Here is a 17,459-nt window from a genome sequence, read left to right as displayed (position 1 = left end):
AGTAACCGGAGCGGAACGCGGCGACGGTGCCGGCCTCCGGCTCAAACTGGTGCCGCCAGACGCAGGCAGTGTCGTTCGCCAGTAGGTGGATCGAGACGGACGGCTCGTCGGAGATCGTCGTGACCTTGTGGATGTCGCCGTCCGGCGGCAGAAGCGCGAAGAACTCGCCGGTCTCAACCTCCTGCTCGACGACCACCTCCAGCGCCGCCCGCTCCGGGTCGCTGCCGTCGTCCAGCCGCCGATAGACCGTCTCACCCTGCCGACCGCGATAGAGGCCAATGAGACCCCAGGCGAGGTGGTCATGGACGGGCGTGGTCGCGCCGGGCGGGACGACGAGCGAGAAGAGTGCCAGCGAGCCGTCCTCGGCACGATAGAGTGCGTACTGCCCAATACCGCCGCCCATGCCACTCGTCTCGTCCGGGCTGGCGAATTCGGTCGGCAGCCAGCCGTCGGCGGCCAGCAGCCGCGAGAACGCCGGCTCCAGCGCCTTCACGCGCTCGGCATCAGTCGGTATCTCGGCCATCAGCCGCCGCGTCTCATCGATCAGCGCCCGAATCTCCGGCGTATCCACGATATATCCAAACGGCGTATCGTCACTGACATTGCTGAAATCGCACATGCGTGCACCTCCCTCTGTGGGGGATTATGCGACAGACCTCACCCCCCGGCCCCCTCTCCCGTGGGGAGAGGGGGTGTCGTTGTGCTGATGGAATGGCTGCCGTTTCTTGCCCCTCTCCCTTCACAGGGGAGAGGCTGGGAGAGGGGTCCGACGGTTGCCAACACTCTCAACACGGCACCCAAACCCCGCCGCACCACGACACCCTCCCTCTCCCCACGGGAGAGGGAGGGCCGGGGAGGGTGAGGTCCCTAAATCAGATGCGTCTTGCGAACGCGCACAGCGTATTTGCCGGGGCGCAGGCCACGCAGGCGGGCGGCGCGTTCGGGCTGGTCGGTGGCGAGGGTCGCGACGGTTTCGGCAGCGGGTGCTGCTTCGCGACATTCGGTTGTTTCAACGACGATCTTGCGGATCACCAGCCGCCCGTCGGCAAGGTCGACGTGGCGGCGGACTGCCGTCCTGGTCATGGCTGCCTCCTGGTCCATGTGCCTCGGCACAACGACACTGCGATGTTGTCGAGACCGAGCCCGGACACAAATCACCCCCGGCGTACCGGGGGCGGAAGCAGTTCACCAGACAGTGGATGCGTCTGGGAGGTAGCCTATCCGGTTCCCCCGAATTGCCGGCAGGGTTCGGCCGGCTCGGTTGTGGTACGGGACGAACTACCGTCCAACCAGTAACACCTCCACGAGGATCGAACACGCAACTCACATGAGTTGCGGCGCTGTCCCATTGGCGGGAAATCAGGGCACGTCAGACCGTCTGACATACCCTCAGCATCACCCATCATACGGCTGTGCCGGGTGCGATGCAACCTCACGGACCGGCCCGCGCACTACTCGCACCGCTCAATTGGACGCCGCCCGCAGGCCACCGAAGCGGTACTGCATCCAGAGATCGCCGCTAATTCTGGCTGCGTCGGCAGTGATGCCCTGACGCCGCGCCCAGGCGCAGATGTTTGCGATATCGCGGGCCAGCAGCTCCTCGGCGTGCGGGTTCAGCGTCGGATCGACCGCCTGCGGCAGATCAATGATCGTCGCCTTCCCCGACCAGTAGAGAATGTTGTAGGGCGAGAGGTCGCCGTGCACCCGATCGTGCGCCAGGAAGAGCGCGACGTTGTCGAGCAGACGGGCGAAGACGATCTCGGCGACATCGCGCGGCAGGCGGACGTGCTGCAGCAGCGGGGCCGCTCCGTCCTCATCGCCGATGTACTCCATCAGCAGCGCGCTATCGCCCCGGATGATCGGTCGAGGCACGTCCGCGCCAGCTGTCGACAGGAGCTGGAGCGTGTCGAACTCGTGGGCGATCCACGAGCCGAACTGCGCCGCTCGACCGGCCCGCGACTTCTGCTCAAACGCTCTCTGGATGCGCTTGTCACCGCCCCAGCGTCCGTGCTGGTAGACGGCGTCGTTCTTGAAGCCGCGCTCTACTATCGGCCGATAGACCTTGGCGACGACCAGGCCGCCGCCGATGCTCGGTCCGCCTCGGCAGACCCAGGCAGTCGCCTCCTTGCCACTCTTCAGTTGCTGCATGATCTCAACGATGAGGCGCTCCTCCAGGAGCGCTGCCAGTTCGGGGACGAGCGCGCCATCGCGCGGAGATGTCTCGATCGACACAATGATCTCCTTGTATGCGTTCGTCTGTTTTCAGCTTCAGCGTGTCTCTGGTGATCGCCATTCAGCACCTCCTTGAAACGGCTGCACAGGCGTGCAGACATGCAACGGCAGACCGGCAACGGGCCGGTTCCGCTCGTGACCCATGACAGGTCATCCGAATACGTGAGAGATGTGGGACGCAGCCGACCAGAACGCGCGTACACAGCGCAACACCCGGTGCCGGGCACCTGGTGCGGTTCAGTTCAGCGTGTCTGGGTGTGGCCTAGTGGCTGATCGGCTGAAATCCGCGCAGCTGAGTTGTGGTGGCAGTGGCACGATTCGCGCCCATGGTATTGCTCATCTTCGGCCCCCTGTTCCACCATCGATACCGCGACACGAGGCGTCGCGCGCTCCGACGGACCGCGCGCAGAATAGCGGTCTGCCGCCCGCGCGTCAACCCGCACCTGTTCGTTTCGGTTCTCCGGGCCTATCCTGCACCTGTCCGGCCGATGATCTCGACTGAGGGGAGCTGCGTGATGAGTCTGCTACTGATCCACGGAGTCCGGCTGTTCGATGGCGAGGATCTGCTGAGTGGTCCGCGCAGCGTCGTTGTCCGTGACGGGCGGATCGAGCAGGTAGCTGAACCAGCGCAGATCCCGGATGCCATTCAGGCGGAGGCCAACGCGCACGGCACCCTGATCGAAGCCAACGGTGCGACGCTCCTGCCCGGACTGATCGATCTGCACGTTCATCTCATCTGGGATGGCAGCGACGATCCGGTCCGATCGCTGGCGCTGGAGTCGCCGGAGCAGACGCTCCTGAAGGGCGTCGGGTTCGCGCGACAGACGTTGCGCGCCGGCATCACAACGGTGCGCGATCTCGGCTCGATCGACGATCAGGCGATCCGGCTGGCCGAGGCGGTCGAGCGAGGCTGGATCGAGGGGCCGCAGGTCATTGCGTCCGGACGCACGATTGTCATGACCGGCGGACACGACCCCTTTTGGGGCATGCCGGTCGATGGACCGGTCGAGGCGCTCAAGGCGGTGCGCACCCAGCTCTTCGCCGGCGCGCGGGTCATCAAGGTCTCGGCGACCGGTGGGGTCTATGGACGACCCGAGGGCGAGTCGGTCGATGATGTTGAGCTGCTGCCCGACGAGCTGCGAGCGATCGCCGACCAGGCGCACCGTCGTGGCGTGCGCGTCTCCGCCCACGCCATCGGCCGCCAGGGCATTCAGAACAGCATCGACGCGGGCATCGACACAATCGAGCACGGCCACTTCCTGACGCCGGAGCAGGCGCAAACGATGGCCGAGCGCGGGATGGCGCTGATCCCGACGCTGTACGTCTACCAGAATCTGTCCGAGAACCCTGCCATCCCAGCCTATGCGCGGGCCAAAGCGCGCGAGGTGATCGAGCGACACCAGCAGGCGTTCGCCGATGCACGGTCGGCCGGCGTGCTGATCGGCGCAGGCTCGGACGCCGGATCCCCCGAAACGCCGCACCCGGCGCTGGTGGACGAGATCGAAGCGCTCGTCAGCGGTGGCATGACACGCAGCGCTGCCCTCCGTGCCGCGACCGCAGATGCAGCCCGTATCCTCGACCTCGACGATCAGATCGGGTTGATCCGCCCTGGCTATTGCGCCGATCTTGTTCTGGTCGATGGTGACCCGACCGCCGATCTCGCCGCGTTGCGGCGCGTCCGTCACGTTATTCAGGACGGCATCGTCCGCAGCTGAGGGCACGCAATCCTTGACGGGCGGACACAAGGTGCTACGGTGATCCATAGCAGAGCCGTCCGCTCGGGAATAAGGAGTCACACAAAGGAGTCACGCATATGGATGCAACGTCCGTGGTCCTGCAACAGCTCAATCAGGCCCGTAATGTCATGAACTTCGCCACCGCCGAACTGAGCACCGACGAGTGGCATCATCGAATTGATGGCGCAACGATCCAGTCGATCGCGTCCATCTACGCCCACAGCTCCATGATGCAGGATGTCCTGATCAATCAACGCGTCCGCGACCAGGAGCCGATCTACGATCGCGACAACTGGGCGGAGAAGACCGGCATCACACGCGACGGAACGCTGGGCATTGGCGACGACCTGTCGGAAGCGCTGAAGCAGGCCGACATGTCCGCCTTCCGCGACTACCACGCCGCCGTCGCCGCCGAAGTCGACGAGTACATTGGCTCGCTCTCTGCAGAGGATCTTGATCGCACGATCACCTTCGGGTCATTCGGCGATATGCCGCTCGGTGTCTTCATCGGCAACGTCATCGGTTGGCATCTGTGCCATCACAGCGGCGAGGTTGCGGCACTCAGCGGCGCACTCGGCCACAAGGGATCGCCGATCTAAGCCAGGGGAGATTACCGTCCTGGATGTGTGGCTCGGCGTTGGCGTGCCGAACAGCAGTCGTCGGACATCTGCGCTTCGGCACCGCGCCACCCCCCAAATGCAGGGGCGTATCGCATACGCCCGGCCAGAAACGCGACCATCCAGGATGGGCACCCGGGCGTGGTGGCTGCCGGTCGGAACGGGTCAGGGGCGAAACGAGCGTATGCGATTCGCCCCTGCATTTTTGTGCCGATGTGGTGGCGATACACCGAGGTTGCGATCAATCGGCGCGGGTGTGACCGCCTCACGGCGATGGACAAGCCGGGTCATGCCCACTACGAACGTATCGGCGACGACGACCAACCCTTGACCTCTTGGCAAATCCGTACTCGTCCCGTATCCTGCACTAGAACGGACGTTCGATGTACGTACGGAGGTGTGCATGGGTGAATGGATCGAGAACGGGCCGGGGGGCAGTCGCGCATACCTCGCGACGCCGGGGAGTGGGAGCGGTCCGGGTGTCCTCGTTTTGCACGCCTGGTGGGGGTTGACGCCGACGTTTGCCGACGTCTGCGATCGGCTGGCCGACGCGGGGTTTGTCGCGCTCGCGCCAAGCCTGTATCCCGATGGCGCGACGACCGCCAACATCGCCGAGGCGCAGGCGCTGGTCGATGTGCACGACCAGTCAACCGAGGTCGCCGAGGCGATCATCAACGCTGCGGTCGATGAGCTGCGTCACTCGCCAGCCGTGCGTGGTGAAGCACTCGGTGTCGTCGGGTTTTCCATGGGCGGCTACTGGTCGCTGTGGCTCTCGCAGAACCGTCCGGAGGACATCGGCGCGGTCGTGACCTTCTATGGTGGTGGTGGTGGTGAATTCAGTTCCGCCCGGGCTGCCTACCTCGGCCACTTCGCCGAGCATGACGACTTCGAGCCGCTGGATGGCGTCCGCGCGCTGGAGGAGAGCATCCGCGCGGCAGGCCGTGATGTGACGTTCCATGTCTACCCCGACACTGGCCACTGGTTCTTCGAAGCCAACCGGCCCGACGTCTGGAACGCCGAGGCCGCCGCGCTGGCCTGGGAGCGCACGATCGCGTTTCTAAACGCACAGCTCAGCTGAACAACCCTCTCCCCCGTTGACGACAGGCACGCAAGGAGGCACCCGATGGATTTGCTCGACCGCATGCTCGGCCACGACCAGTGGGCGACGAACGCCTACCTGGAGCAGAGCCGCGACCTCACCGACGCACAGCTCGACCAGACATTCGACATCGGCCAGAAAACGCTCCGTGACACATTCGATCACCTCATTGCCACGATCAACTCCTGGACACAGCAGATGCTCGGTCAACCCGCCCCACCGGATCGCGAGGGTACGCCCTCAATCGCTGAGCTGATCGAGCGCCACAATCGCAACTACGCGCTCTTCGCCGACGCCGCCCGAACGGCGCGCGACGAGAGACGGCTAGACGATACCTTCGTCGACCACTTCGGCTATATGCAGTCCATCGGCAGCACGATCCCGCACGTCATCCTGCACAACGCCCTGCACCGCTCCGAAGCGCGCCACATCCTCGTACGCCTCGGCGTCAGCGATCTGTGGGATGGCGATCCGCAGGAGTGGGAGCATTTCACCGGCCGGATCGACTCGACAAGGAGAGAGCCCGAAGGCGGGCAGGCAAATGGAGCTTGACGAGATTCTGGATCGGTTGCGCAACGCGCCGCTGCAGATGGCCATCATCGGCATCGATGCGACGCCGAAGCAGCTGCGCGCGGCCCCCGCGCCGGACGAGTGGTCTGCCGTCGATATCCTCGCTCACCTGCGCGCCTGCGCCGATGTCTGGGGCAGTTGTATCGAGCAGCTGCTCAGCGAGGATCACCCGACGATCCGGGCGGTTAGTCCGCGCCGCTGGATCAAACAGACGAACTATCGCGAGCTGGAGTTCCACCTATCGCTGGATGCATTTATCCGACAGCGCAGCAACCTGATGAATATCGTGGAGCCACTGCCGCCGGAGGCATACGCCCGGGCAGCGACGATTACCGGCGCCGGAAGGCCGATCGAGCGCACAGTGCGCTCCTTCGCCCAACGCCTGGTCGTCCACGAACGACCGCACATCCGCCAGATGGCGCGCGCAGCCAACGTGCGGCTGTGACCCGTCGCGCACCACACCTGAGAGGACAGTCGGAGCGATGACTGAGCCGCCAATCGCCGGCGACGAAGCGAGCACCCTGCTTGGATACCTCGAGCGACAGCGCGCGACATTCGCCTGGAAGTCCGGCGGGCTCGGTAGCGTCGGCCTGCAAGCGACGCTCGGCGATTCCGCGATGACGCTCGGCGGCATGCTGAAGCATCTGGCGCGGTTCGAGGACGACATGTCGGCCGAGTGGATTCAGGGCCGCGAGCAGCTGCCGCCGTGGAACGCCGTCGATTGGGACGCCGATCCCGGCTGGGATTGGCGCACGGCGAGCGACGATACAGCCGAAGATCTCTACACCGGTTGGCAGGATGCCGTCGCGCGCGCTCGCACGATCATCAACTCAGCGCTGGCGACGCGCGGGCTGGACAGCCCGCAGGTTGGCGTGCCCAGCTTGCGTTATGTCCTGCTCAACATGATCGAGGAATACGCGCGGCACAATGGCCACGCCGACCTCATCCGCGAATCGGTCGACGGACTGGTCGGGCACGATCCGCCCGACACACTGTCGTAACCCACTCACCATGGAAACGGACAACATGCACAACGACGCAACAGCGAAGCGAATCACTCGGACGAATCCAGCATGAGACTCAGCCAACGCGCATTGAATCGCGCCACATTGAGCCGTCAGATGCTGCTGCAACGCGAGGTGGTGCCGCTCGATACGGCAGTGCAGCAATTGGTCGCCCTGCAGGCTCAGGAGCCTGCCTCACCCTACCTCGCGCTCTGGAACCGGCTGGACCAGTTTGACGCCGCCGACCTCGACACGGCGTTTACTGACTTGCGCGTCGTCAAGTCGAACGCCGTCCGCATGACCCTGCACGCCATCCACATCGACGACTACCCGATCTTCCGACAGGCGAGCGAGCCAACAATTCACGCTGCCCGCCTGCGCGACCGCCGCTTTGTGGCCAGCGGAATCGGCGAGGAAGAGACCGCCGCACTGGTCGCTGAGCTGCTGGAGCAGGCGGCTGAACCACGTCCGGCGGACGAGCTGCAAGCCTGGGTCAATGAGCGCCTCGGTGACGCCGCGCATCCGGGTGCATGGTGGGGATTGCGGCAATACTCGCCGCTGCTGCATGTGCCGTCCGGCGCAACATGGACGTTCGGCGGCAAACGCGGCTTCGTCGCACCGCCGCAACTCCCGGCGACGGGTGAAGCGGCATCGGCGGACGGGATGAAAGCCCTGACGCTCCGCTACCTCGCAGCGTTCGGCCCCGCCTCGATTGCGGACGTCGCGCTGTTCGCGATGGTGCAGCGTTCACGGGTCCGGGCAGCGCTGAAGGATCTCCACGATCAGGTCATCGAGATCGAAGGGCCGGATGGCAAGCCGCTTTACGACGTGCCCAACGCCCCAACTCCCGACGAAGACACCCCGGCACCGCCGCGCCTGCTGGGCATGTGGGACAACATCCTGCTCGCCTACTCCGTCCGCGACCGCATCATCCCGCCGGAGCACCGCAAGCTGGTCATTCGCATCAACGGCGACGTGCTGCCGACGCTGCTCGTCGATGGCTACGTCGTCGGCATCTGGCGGGCGACCGAAGCAGGCATTGAGGCGATGGCGTTCGAGCCGCTCTCGGACGACGTCTGGGAACAGCTCAGCGCCGAAGCAGAGCAATTGCAGGAATTCCTCGCCGCCCGCGACCCGCAGGTCTTCCGCCGCTACAACCACTGGTGGGACAAGCCGCTGCCCGGAACACCGCGCCTGCTGGCGGGCGGGTGAGCGTGAATTGAATGTCACGCTGCCTCGATACGCCCGGCAGGCAGTCTCACGACGACACCGCGAAGACCCTACCAAGCGCCTCAAGCTCGTCGATGACGCGGGCCTCGCCAACTCCCTGCTCCATCGCCGCCGCCACATGCTGCGCCGCGACCCGGAACTGCGGCTCGGCGAGCATCTGCGCCAGTGCTGTCCGGATTGCTGCCGGTTTCGACCGGGATGATAGCGCTCGTCCCGCGCCGCGCCAGATCGCACGCGCCGCCACATCTGCCTGGTCGCGGCCCATCGGCAGGCAGAGCACCGGCACGCCATGCGCCAGCGCCGTGGTCACCGTCCCGTGCCCACCGTGCGTGACGACGAGGTCCGCAGATGGGAACACCTGCTCGTGCGGAACCCAGGCGCGGACAACACAGTTCGCCGGTACGACCAGCGAATCAGCCAGCGACCCAGCCGTGATGAGCGCACGCACCGGCAGCTCCCCGAGCGCCGACGTGACCCGCTGCAAGACTTCCTGCTGGCGCTGATAGGTCGTGCTGAAGCTGACGACAATCAGCGGGCGCGCATCGTCGGCACTCCATGGATCGTCCCAACGCTCCGCCGCCTCGTCGACATGCTGCACACCGACGTAGCGCACCGTGTCAGGCAAGGCGGACGCCGGGAAATCGAACGCCCGGCTGCTCAGAACGAGGACGCGGTCCGGCTGGGCGAAGACATCGAAAATCGACGCGAGCGAGCGAAGACCAAGCGCAACACGCGCGTTATTCACCGGCGGCAGGGCGGCCCCGTAGAAGCGTGCGAACGCCCGCCGCAGAACGGTCTCGCGCAGGCGCTCCGGCGCACGTCTGGCTGGTTGCAGGCCGAACCCGAATGGCGGAAGCGCGGGGTCCGGCAGCGGATAGATATGGTGGATGAGTGCCGCGAACGGAAGTCCCGCCCGCTCAGCACCGACATACGCGCCCAGGAGCATGTAGTCAGTGACGACCACATCAACGGGGTTGCGCTCGACCGCCTCGACGACATCGCGGGCGAAAAGTTCTGCCGGGCCGGCCATCAGGCGATCCCGCACGCTCGCAGCTGCGCCAATCGGAGTGCGCGCCTGCCAGTCGCACAGAATGTCGGTGTCCGGCGAGGCACTGTCGTGCTCGGGAGCGTGGACATACGGCACATGGACACAGCCGGCAGCCGCGATCTGCTGCGCCAGAGACTGCGGGGCGAGAATGCGTACATCGTGGCCGCGCTCAACAAGCCGCCGGGCAATCGCCAACTGCGGCGGGACGTTGCCGCCGCCATTCCACAGGACGAACAGGAAGCGCCGGGAGTGATCCGCTATGGTGTTCTGCATGGTTACCCCCTGAGTCTGAATCCAGAATGATGTGGTACGTCATCGTGAGGTTGCGGCCAGCACGCCGTTGAGCATGTCGGCGAGCGCGGATTCCACCTGGCCACGCGATAGTTGCAGGTCGCGACGCATGACCTTCCAGACATAGACATCGGTGATTGCGATGATCTGGGCCCGGAGCGTCGCACGGTCATTGTCGGCGACCTTCTCCAGCCACGGCGCGAACGTCCGGTCGACCCACTGGTAATGAACCTGTCGGCCGCGATCGGTCAACACGCGGATGGACGCATGCGTCCCTTCCTGCGCGAGGGCACGCAGTGCAATATCGCCAACGTCCTCGTAATGCTCGACGAGATTGGCAACGGCACCGTCAACGTCTCCAACTGGAGCCTGCCCGCGCTGCGCCTCGATCTGCTGCCGCAACGCCTCTCCCGCTGCAGCAATCAGCCCCTCCTTGCTCCCGAAGCGGCGTAGTACGGTCTGGACAGTTACATCCGAGCGAGCGGCGACATCGGCCAGCGAGATGTCGCCCACCCAGCGTTCCGAAAAGAGGTCCACCATGCTGCGCAGGATGCGCTGATGCGTCTGCTCAGCTTGCGCAGCGCGAGCCTCCATCCGATAGGAGCGCCTCGTCTCCGGCATCTGTGGTTGATTCATGTAAACGATATTAACATGAATATTGCGAGTGTCTAGCAGGTCGTATGGCAGGGGTGCGCGTCATCGTTTGGCGGGGAAGGGAGCGGAACGTCGCCACGGATGATCTTTGGTGGGCTTGCCGTTGACGATGGTCTTTGGTCGGGCGGGTTGTTCAACGACGACGGCAGAGGGCGGAGTTGCCACCACGACCGATGGAGGTTCCTGGTCACGCGCACGACGGGCCTGACGACGCTGCCTGGCACGGTCGTGCACGGCACGCCGCCAAGCCTGCCAGAGGGTTGGCCACGCCTCCTGCCACCGCTGATTACACGCCAGGGCGCGCAATGCCAGCATCGGATTGACATTGTCACGCGCCCAGTGCATCCCACTGCCCTTCAGCCGGGCCTCAACCAACAGCTTGTTGGCACTCTCGACACATCCACTCCCGATCGGATATCCCGCTGCAACAAAGACGTCGTAGCGCACCTGTTCCATGCGCGTCGCCAGATAGACGTGGGTCTGCTGGATCAGTGTGCGCACCTCCGATCCGCAGCGCGGTGCCGCAGCAAGGGCCGCGAGCCGATCGAGCACCGCCAGGGTCTGTCCGTGGCGCAGCGCGTGCGCCTGCTGACCGAGCCACGCGCTGGCTGTCGCCGTGCCCGCTCCATAGACGGCCTGGGCTACCTGCCCCAGATGCTCCAGCGCATGAGCAAAGTCGAGAATCCGGATGGCATCGGCGCGCTGGACATCAATGAACCCCTGACACCAGCGGGCACCATCGGTGACGGCCACCACCGTCCGGGCCGTCTCCGTCCCCCGCCGCTGCGTCTCAATCGTCGCCAGACGGGTGAAGGTGTCTGTGTCGGCCAGGCGCGAGAAATACGACAACTCCCGCGTCTGTACCATCGGTGCAGCGGGTCGCTCTCCGGTGGTTGTCCCCATTGCTGGCGTGACAGCCTCGACCGTGCCAATGGCCAGCGTCTTCACCTCGGCCCAGCTTCCACCCACCAGCGGAACCATCGCCCCATCAACACTGAGCAGTTGCACTGGCGGTCCCTGTGGCGCGTCCGGCAGCGCGTGCTCCAGCTCGTCGACGGCCCGTGTCTCTCCGGCCTCCTGCACGGCACCAGCCGTCTCGGTCAGACGGCGGACGGTCGCCACACTGACGGAGACGCCTGTGAAATGCCGCAGCAGTGCTGGGACCTGGCCAAAGGGGATGAGTGCTCCCAGCCGCACGATGCTCTCAACGAGCCAGGGGGTGAAGGCCACCCCGCTCAGGAGTTCCAGCACCTCATCCAGGGGGGAAAAGCCCGGCCCCACAGGCCGGACAGCGCAGCGATGGTCGCTCCAGGGTGAGTGACTCGTCTCCCTGCGTCACCACCTGCCGCACGCGCTGCCCATGCGCTACCAGCGCGTGGCCACAATCAGGACAGACACCCGCCGGGACCGGTGTGGTCTCGGCGGCCACGCTGAGCAATTGTGCGCGTCCCTCCCGCAGGCGGCGGTCAAGCTCGATCTCCAGCTCCGTCAGCGTGGCGGCAGGGTGCGCGGCGCGCCACACGAGAAAGTCCGCTTCAATCGCGGCAAACAGCGGCGTGGTTGATGGCTCGTGCGGCATCGTCGGCTCCTCAACTCTTCTTGGACGATTCTTGGACGATGATCTCCGCCTCAGCTTACGCCTGCTCTCCACCTCCGTCACCACGCCAAACGATGACGCACACCCAGCCTGAAGCCGTTGAGCGGATTCGCATCTGGGCCAAGGTGCAGCGCATTGAACGGTTGAACCCACTTTTCCCGTCGGAGGCTGGACACGAACTCGCAGCAACTCATACCGACCCCTTCGACACGGTCCTGTCACTCTCGCGCGAAATGGTCACTGCCGTATGCACGGTACTCGGCAGCGAGATCATCGCCGACAAGCCAACTGGGAAGCTCGGTCAGTTGCGCTATCCGGCACGTCCAGCAACACGCGCGTACCGGCCACCGGCAGAGGACATCAAGAGTGTCGTTTTAGGAGAACTCAAAGAGCATGATCAACGCGCTTTAGATCTCGCGACGTTAGCGAATCAGGATAGTATCGACGTATCAGTCGACGGTCAGGTTGTGACGTGCACAAGGAGACGATCATTACCTTTCGCCGCCGCCACGCCCGGCCGGGAACCAGCCAGGTCGTGGCTACCATTCCGAACCCGCCCCGAGGCAGTCCGCAAGATCAGCGGCTCGCTGGGGGATCCTCACGACGCTAGAGGTTGCCTACGAAGCTGGAGCCGTAGCTACACGCTCCAGCGACAACCTGACAAGAATGGGGGATCACCTGTGCCGACAGCCCTGCTGGTCCCGAAACGGCCTGGTGACAAGTCAACCGACCGACGCTATGCTCGCCAGCTGGGCTGCGCTGTTCGGGCGCTATCTGGACGATGGTCTGGTGCCGGATGAAGCCGACGTTAGGTGCGCCGTGTGACCTGCCCGTGCCCGCCACGCCGCCCGTCAGGACGTGACCTGCGCCAGCCGTATCAGTGGGATGCTGCTGCGCCCTGACGTGACCCCGCTGAGGGAGTCATTGCCTGACCGGTAAGCATCGGAGCTGGTTACACGGACTGGTCCCGCCCCATAGTGCCCAACAGACGGTCTTGTGTGAGCACCTGGGAGCGCTGGCCGAGACCGAAGCCCGGCTCGAAGTGGCTGGAGCTGGCCATCGCGACGGCGATCCAGGCCAGCCGCCACGCTGAACTGGCTGCCGCCTATCAGTGGCGATGGGATGGAGCCGGTCGCTGCTGCCACCCGGTATCGAGTTGGGCGATCCGAGTCGCTTCGACCATCCGCGAGCGATGCGCTACGCGGCTGACGCCGACCGAGGCCTCGCGGAGACTATGGCGGCAGGGCGGGATCAGCAGTTTGCGGCCACCCGTGCGCGGCATGTCCTGGTCGAGGCCGCCCATCATGCACCGTGTCCCGGCGGTCAGCGCGATTGGCTACCCGCCAACGGGAACGTTGATCCGGCGATCATCGCCATCAGTGCCGGGCGTGTTCGCATCGCCGCTACTGGCGGCTGGTTGAGCGTGGCAAGCCCAAACCGCTGGCGGTGACGGCCGCCGCTCATGAACTGGTCGACGTGTCGGGCACTGGGGCAGGTGGTTGCAGAGCAAACGACAGGCACAGTTCCTGGCGACGACGCAGGATCGTCATCAGCGCGAGTGACACGTTTGGCAGATTGAGACTGAGCGGGTGTGGCACCGGACGCAGTCGATAGTGGGGACCGGGCACGGGCTTCATGCGAGCACCCTGATGCCCCGCGCGGCGCCAGCTGGTGTGCTGGACGCGCGTTTGTAGTTGAGGAAGTGCCTGACGGAGTCAGTGTCAGGTGGTACCCAACCACGGATAGCAGCAGGCTGACAGACCGTCGACCGATGCGCCGGGCCCCACTGCCGACCGCGCCCGCTGCCACACCCTCACGCACAGTTGGGGAACCCAACGAGCAGGAACGACGATGCTGTAACAGGTTGACAGCGTTCTCGATAGCAGGCGTATCGCATACGCCCGTTTGGCCTCAACCTGCCCCAACCGGCAGACACCACGCCCGGGTGCCCATCCTGTATGGTCAGCAGTTTCTGGCCGGGCGTATGCGATACGCCCCTACATTTCGGGGGCGGCGCGCCACGGTATAGCCCCGCATCCAGCACGCCAATCTCCAAGCCGGAGTGATCTCCATGGCCCGGGTGTCCCTTGGGCGTTGGCACCGCGCGATGGACAAGCCGGGTCATGTTCTCCATCCCACAAGGGTATCGAGAACTTCCCAATGTGCATAACACCCTCTAACTATTCAGGAGCGCGGGTCGATTGGCGTGAACTGGCCAACTTGCGCCTCGATGATCTCTCCGGCATCCAGGCAGATGTCTTCGCGGAAGCGTCGCGACACGATCTGGACGCCCATCGGCAGGCCATCAACCGGCGTTGTTGGTACGGCCAGGCCGGGCAAGCCGAGCACCGGCAGGATCAGCTGGAACGACAGCGCCCGCAGTGTGCGCCGCGCGCCGTCCAGATCCTGCACGTCGCTCCCAGCCGGCAGCGCGATCTCAGCGCACGACGGCATGACGATCACCGGGTACGTCTCCATAAATACGTTCCAGGCGCGCAGCAGACGATCCCGCTCGACCTGCGCATCGAGATAGCCGGCCAGATCAGCTCCATCGCGGAGCTGGAACCAGAACTCGATGAAGCGCGAGATGCCCGGGTCGCCGCTCTCGCGCGCCTGTGGACGCAGTGTCAGGTTGAGATCAGTCAGCCCGAGCGGGTGCCATGTCTCCCAGACCTGTGCCGTCTCCGGTGGTGTGACCTCCTCGACGGCATAGCCTGCCGACGCCAGACAGCGACCAGCTTCGCGCACGGCAGCGACTGTCGCCGGGTCGATGTCGATCCTGTCGACCGCCGTGACCAGCGCGACGCGGATCGGGCTTGGCAGTGGTTCGCCAACGAGCGGTGCGGGCGTCCACCAGGTGTCGCGCACGTCCCGTACAGCCAGCGCGGCCAGCGCCAGCCGGGCATCGCGAACGCTGCGGGTCAGCGGTCCCTGAACCGACATCATCAGCGACGACATGCGCCGCGCCGGACTGCTGGGATTGAACGCGGGAACGCGCCCGAGGCTGGGACGCAGACCGACGATGCCGTTGCAGTAGGCCGGCCAGCGCACCGATCCGCCGATGTCATTGCCCTGCCCGATGACGCCGATACCGGACGCGATCGACGCACCGGCACCGCCGCTCGATCCACCGCAGGTCATGGCCGGGTTCCACGGGTTGAGCGTCATGCCGTGCAGCGCGTTGTCGGTCATCGCCCGCATCGAGAAGGCCGGCGCGTTGGTCCGTCCGATGACGATGGCACCGGCGCGTCGGAGATTCGCCACCTGGGCGCTGTCCTCGTTGGCGATGAAGTCCTTGAGCACCGGCGCGCCGTTGTCGGTCGGCAAGCCGGCCTGATCAGTATTGATTTTGGTCGTGATCGGCAGTCCGTGCAGCGGGCCGACCGCATCGCCGGCCTGGCGCGCCCGATCGGCGGCCTCGGCCTCGGCCAGTGCCTGCTCGTGCAGCATCGGCGGCACGACCGCGTTGATCTGCGGGTTCACCGCATCCAGCCGCGCCAGATGCTCCGCCACAGCCTCGCGGGCCGAAACGCGCCCGTCACGAATCAGTCCAGCCAGCTCCACAGCATCCAGTTGCCACAGCTCGTTCGCCATATGCCACCCCTTATCTGTCGTTCTGTGCGTCGTCTGACATGCCGCTACTCCACCCGCCAGCGATCTTCACCGGCGAAGGTCGAGCGGCCCTCAACGATCGTGCCGAGGACTTCCAGATGTAGCAGATCGTCGGGATCAATCGCCGTCGGATCCCGCGCGAGGATCGCGAAGTCCGCGTACTTACCCAGCTCGACGCTGCCCTTCACCTGTTCAGCATGCTCGGCCCAGGCGGCATCCAGCGTATAGCCCTTCAGCACCTGCTCGATTGTCAGCGCCTCCTCCGGCTGGCGGCCTCCCGCTGGTGTGCCGTCGAGCGCCTTGCGCGTCACGGCCTCGTAGAAGCCGACGCGCGGATCAAGCGTCTCAACCGGCCAGTCGGTTCCCAGACAGATGCGCGTGCCGAGCTTGAGGAACGACTGCCAGGCGTAGGACGTCGGCATGCGCTCAGGTCCGACGCGCGACTCGACCCAGAGCAGATCGGTCACGGCATGGCACGGCTGCAATGAGGCGATTACCCCGAGCTGGGCAAAGCGCGGCATATCGGACGGCGCGACGACCTGCTCGTGCTCGATGCGATGTCGATGATTCGGCCAGTGATGGGCAGCAGTGGCGCGCTCAATGGTATCGAGCGCCATCCGGCAGGCGGCGTCACCAATGGCATGCAGCGCTACCTGGATGTGATGACGATGGGCGCGCTCGATGATCGGATCAAGCTCCTCCTGCGAGATACGTGGCACGCCGGTGTTGCCTGGATCGTCGGAGTACGGTTCCAGCATCGCCGCCGTCCGCGAGCCGAGCGTGCCGTCGAGCGAGAGCTTCAACGCGCCGATGCGGATCCAGTCGTCGCCGAAGCCGGTCCGCGCGCCAATCGCGATCAGCGGTTCGAGGAACGGCTGATCGACCTCCCAGCCACGGACGAGCGTGTTCACCCGCAGCGTCAGCTCGCCACGCTCGCGGAACTCCTGGAACAGGGCGATATCCTCGGCCGATGTGTTGTCATGAATGCCGGTGATGCCGTACTGCGCAGCCGTCGCCAGGCCCTGCCGCAGGGCGTCGCTGCGCGATGCGTGGTCCGCTGGCGGAATGAGGCGCTCGATCAGCTTCTTGGCGGTCTCCTGCAGAATGCCGGTCGGCTCGCCGCGCTCATCGCGCACGATCCGACCGCCATACGGGTCGGGCGTGGTCGCGTCGATGCCGGCCAAGCGCAGCGCGGCAGAGTTCGCCCAGCCGACATGCGCGTCGGCACGCGTGAGATAGACGGGGTGGTCGGGCGCGACAGCATCAAGGTCGGCAGCAGTCGGCAGTGCAACGACGTCCGTGCGCTTCGTGTCGTCCCAGCCACGACCGGTGATCCAGCTATCGGCTGGGGCGGCGGCGACCTTCTCGGCGACGCGGCGCTGCATCTCGGCCATCGTCGTCACGCCAGCCAGCCGCACCCGACTGAGCGACTCGCTGCCCATCAGGAAGTGGGTGTGAGCGTCGATGAGGCCGGGGATCAGCGTTGCGCCGTCCAGATCGAGCACGCGTCGCGCCTGACTACGGAGACCAGCGAGCTCGTCGCGCGAACCGACAGCAATAATCCGGCCCTGCGCGACAGCGACGGTCGATGCTGTCGGCTGAGCCGGATTCATTGTGAGTACATTGGCATTATCTAGCAGCAGGTCGATCACCAGCGCCTCCAGTCCTCACGCACCATCATGTGCATTCCAGACTGGCAGGATAGTCGAAGCGGACTACCCTTGCGAATCGCGCGGCGCGACGATCAGGACTGCCGGTCTCAGGCGGGA

The 17,459-nt window shown here is 65.4% G+C and carries 17 protein-coding genes; 8 read left to right on the top strand and 9 right to left on the bottom strand.

The annotated features are described in order from the left end of the window. From M9890_11950 to M9890_11940, 3 genes are all read right to left on the bottom strand, one after another. Positions 1-619 (bottom strand): hypothetical protein (locus M9890_11950; GenBank protein MCO5177664.1); only part of this gene is annotated, 619 nt, incomplete at its 3' end. A 248-nt stretch (positions 620-867) separates the two neighbouring features. Continuing rightward, positions 868-1,083, bottom strand: a complete 216-nt coding sequence (locus tag M9890_11945) for a hypothetical protein (GenBank protein ID MCO5177663.1) — start codon at positions 1,081-1,083, stop codon at positions 868-870. A gap of 381 nt (positions 1,084-1,464) precedes the next feature. Next, positions 1,465-2,232, bottom strand: coding sequence for a hypothetical protein (locus M9890_11940; protein MCO5177662.1), 768 nt, complete (start codon positions 2,230-2,232; stop codon positions 1,465-1,467). A gap of 515 nt (positions 2,233-2,747) precedes the next feature. On the opposite strand from M9890_11940, the gene M9890_11935 reads away from it, so the two are divergent. The 7 genes from M9890_11935 (at position 2,748) to M9890_11905 (ending at position 8,470) form a co-directional block, all read left to right on the top strand. Continuing rightward, complete coding sequence (locus tag M9890_11935; protein MCO5177661.1) at positions 2,748-3,947, top strand: amidohydrolase family protein; 1,200 nt, start codon at positions 2,748-2,750, stop codon at positions 3,945-3,947. A 98-nt stretch (positions 3,948-4,045) separates the two neighbouring features. After that, a complete protein-coding gene (locus M9890_11930; protein MCO5177660.1) occupies positions 4,046-4,567 on the top strand; it encodes a DinB family protein in 522 nt (173 codons plus the stop codon). Positions 4,568-4,988: 421 nt separating this feature from the next. Then, complete coding sequence (locus M9890_11925) at positions 4,989-5,663, top strand: dienelactone hydrolase family protein (GenBank protein MCO5177659.1); 675 nt, start codon at positions 4,989-4,991, stop codon at positions 5,661-5,663. Positions 5,664-5,708: 45 nt separating this feature from the next. After that, the gene (locus tag M9890_11920; protein MCO5177658.1) at positions 5,709-6,236 is read left to right on the top strand and encodes a DinB family protein; all 528 of its coding nucleotides are present in this window, start codon (positions 5,709-5,711) and stop codon (positions 6,234-6,236) included. After that, a complete protein-coding gene (locus tag M9890_11915) occupies positions 6,226-6,699 on the top strand; it encodes a DinB family protein (protein ID MCO5177657.1) in 474 nt (157 codons plus the stop codon). The genes M9890_11920 and M9890_11915 overlap by 11 nt, the downstream gene beginning before the upstream one ends. Positions 6,700-6,736: 37 nt before the next feature. Further along, positions 6,737-7,255: a DinB family protein gene (locus tag M9890_11910; protein MCO5177656.1), complete on the top strand. Its 519-nt coding sequence runs from the start codon at positions 6,737-6,739 to the stop codon at positions 7,253-7,255. A gap of 72 nt (positions 7,256-7,327) precedes the next feature. Next, a complete protein-coding gene (locus tag M9890_11905; GenBank protein MCO5177655.1) occupies positions 7,328-8,470 on the top strand; it encodes a winged helix DNA-binding domain-containing protein in 1,143 nt (380 codons plus the stop codon). Positions 8,471-8,516: 46 nt separating this feature from the next. Here M9890_11905 and M9890_11900 read toward each other — a convergent pair whose 3' ends face one another. Genes M9890_11900 through M9890_11885 form a run of 4 tightly spaced genes read right to left on the bottom strand, consistent with a single transcriptional unit; the run spans position 8,517 to position 12,060 of the window. After that, positions 8,517-9,809, bottom strand: coding sequence for a hypothetical protein (locus tag M9890_11900; protein ID MCO5177654.1), 1,293 nt, complete (start codon positions 9,807-9,809; stop codon positions 8,517-8,519). 39 nt (positions 9,810-9,848) lie between these two features. Beyond that, positions 9,849-10,463, bottom strand: coding sequence for a TetR/AcrR family transcriptional regulator (locus M9890_11895; protein ID MCO5177653.1), 615 nt, complete (start codon positions 10,461-10,463; stop codon positions 9,849-9,851). Positions 10,464-10,523: 60 nt separating this feature from the next. Then, positions 10,524-11,732: an ISKra4 family transposase gene (locus M9890_11890; GenBank protein ID MCO5177652.1), complete on the bottom strand. Its 1,209-nt coding sequence runs from the start codon at positions 11,730-11,732 to the stop codon at positions 10,524-10,526. Between the two features lies 1 nt (position 11,733). After that, on the bottom strand, positions 11,734-12,060 hold the full coding sequence (locus M9890_11885) for a hypothetical protein (protein ID MCO5177651.1): 327 nt from the start codon (positions 12,058-12,060) through the stop codon (positions 11,734-11,736). Positions 12,061-13,195: 1,135 nt separating this feature from the next. Between M9890_11885 and M9890_11880 the strand changes: the two genes are divergently transcribed. Continuing rightward, positions 13,196-13,528: a hypothetical protein gene (locus M9890_11880; protein ID MCO5177650.1), complete on the top strand. Its 333-nt coding sequence runs from the start codon at positions 13,196-13,198 to the stop codon at positions 13,526-13,528. Positions 13,529-14,262: 734 nt separating this feature from the next. Here the strand turns inward: M9890_11880 and M9890_11875 are convergent. Continuing rightward, positions 14,263-15,672 carry an amidase gene (locus M9890_11875; protein MCO5177649.1) on the bottom strand — a complete coding sequence of 470 codons (1,410 nt, stop codon included), beginning with the start codon at positions 15,670-15,672 and terminating at the stop codon, positions 14,263-14,265. A 44-nt stretch (positions 15,673-15,716) separates the two neighbouring features. Next, positions 15,717-17,342 (bottom strand): amidohydrolase, encoded by a 1,626-nt coding sequence (locus tag M9890_11870; protein ID MCO5177648.1) that lies wholly within the window; start codon positions 17,340-17,342, stop codon positions 15,717-15,719. Positions 17,343-17,459 lie beyond the last annotated feature (117 nt).

Source organism: Thermomicrobiales bacterium (genome assembly GCA_023954495.1).
GTDB lineage: Bacteria > Chloroflexota > Chloroflexia > Thermomicrobiales > CFX8 > JAMLIA01.
Note: the sequence above shows the minus strand (reverse complement) of the source record. Positions and strands in the feature narration are given on the sequence as shown.

Bases quoted from the DNA above. Each gene is read 5' to 3' on its own strand.
- M9890_11930 (MCO5177660.1), top strand. From the start codon at position 4,046: ATGGATGCAACGTCCGTGGTCCTGCAACAGCTCAATCAGGCCCGTAAT.
- M9890_11900 (MCO5177654.1), bottom strand. From the start codon at position 9,809: ATGCAGAACACCATAGCGGATCACTCCCGGCGCTTCCTGTTCGTCCTG.
- M9890_11945 (MCO5177663.1), bottom strand. From the start codon at position 1,083: ATGACCAGGACGGCAGTCCGCCGCCACGTCGACCTTGCCGACGGGCGG.
- M9890_11875 (MCO5177649.1), bottom strand. From the start codon at position 15,672: ATGGCGAACGAGCTGTGGCAACTGGATGCTGTGGAGCTGGCTGGACTG.
- M9890_11915 (MCO5177657.1), top strand. From the start codon at position 6,226: ATGGAGCTTGACGAGATTCTGGATCGGTTGCGCAACGCGCCGCTGCAG.
- M9890_11895 (MCO5177653.1), bottom strand. From the start codon at position 10,463: ATGAATCAACCACAGATGCCGGAGACGAGGCGCTCCTATCGGATGGAG.
- M9890_11920 (MCO5177658.1), top strand. From the start codon at position 5,709: ATGGATTTGCTCGACCGCATGCTCGGCCACGACCAGTGGGCGACGAAC.
- M9890_11925 (MCO5177659.1), top strand. From the start codon at position 4,989: ATGGGTGAATGGATCGAGAACGGGCCGGGGGGCAGTCGCGCATACCTC.
- M9890_11905 (MCO5177655.1), top strand. From the start codon at position 7,328: ATGAGACTCAGCCAACGCGCATTGAATCGCGCCACATTGAGCCGTCAG.
- M9890_11885 (MCO5177651.1), bottom strand. From the start codon at position 12,060: ATGCCGCACGAGCCATCAACCACGCCGCTGTTTGCCGCGATTGAAGCG.
- M9890_11910 (MCO5177656.1), top strand. From the start codon at position 6,737: ATGACTGAGCCGCCAATCGCCGGCGACGAAGCGAGCACCCTGCTTGGA.
- M9890_11880 (MCO5177650.1), top strand. From the start codon at position 13,196: ATGGGATGGAGCCGGTCGCTGCTGCCACCCGGTATCGAGTTGGGCGAT.
- M9890_11935 (MCO5177661.1), top strand. From the start codon at position 2,748: ATGAGTCTGCTACTGATCCACGGAGTCCGGCTGTTCGATGGCGAGGAT.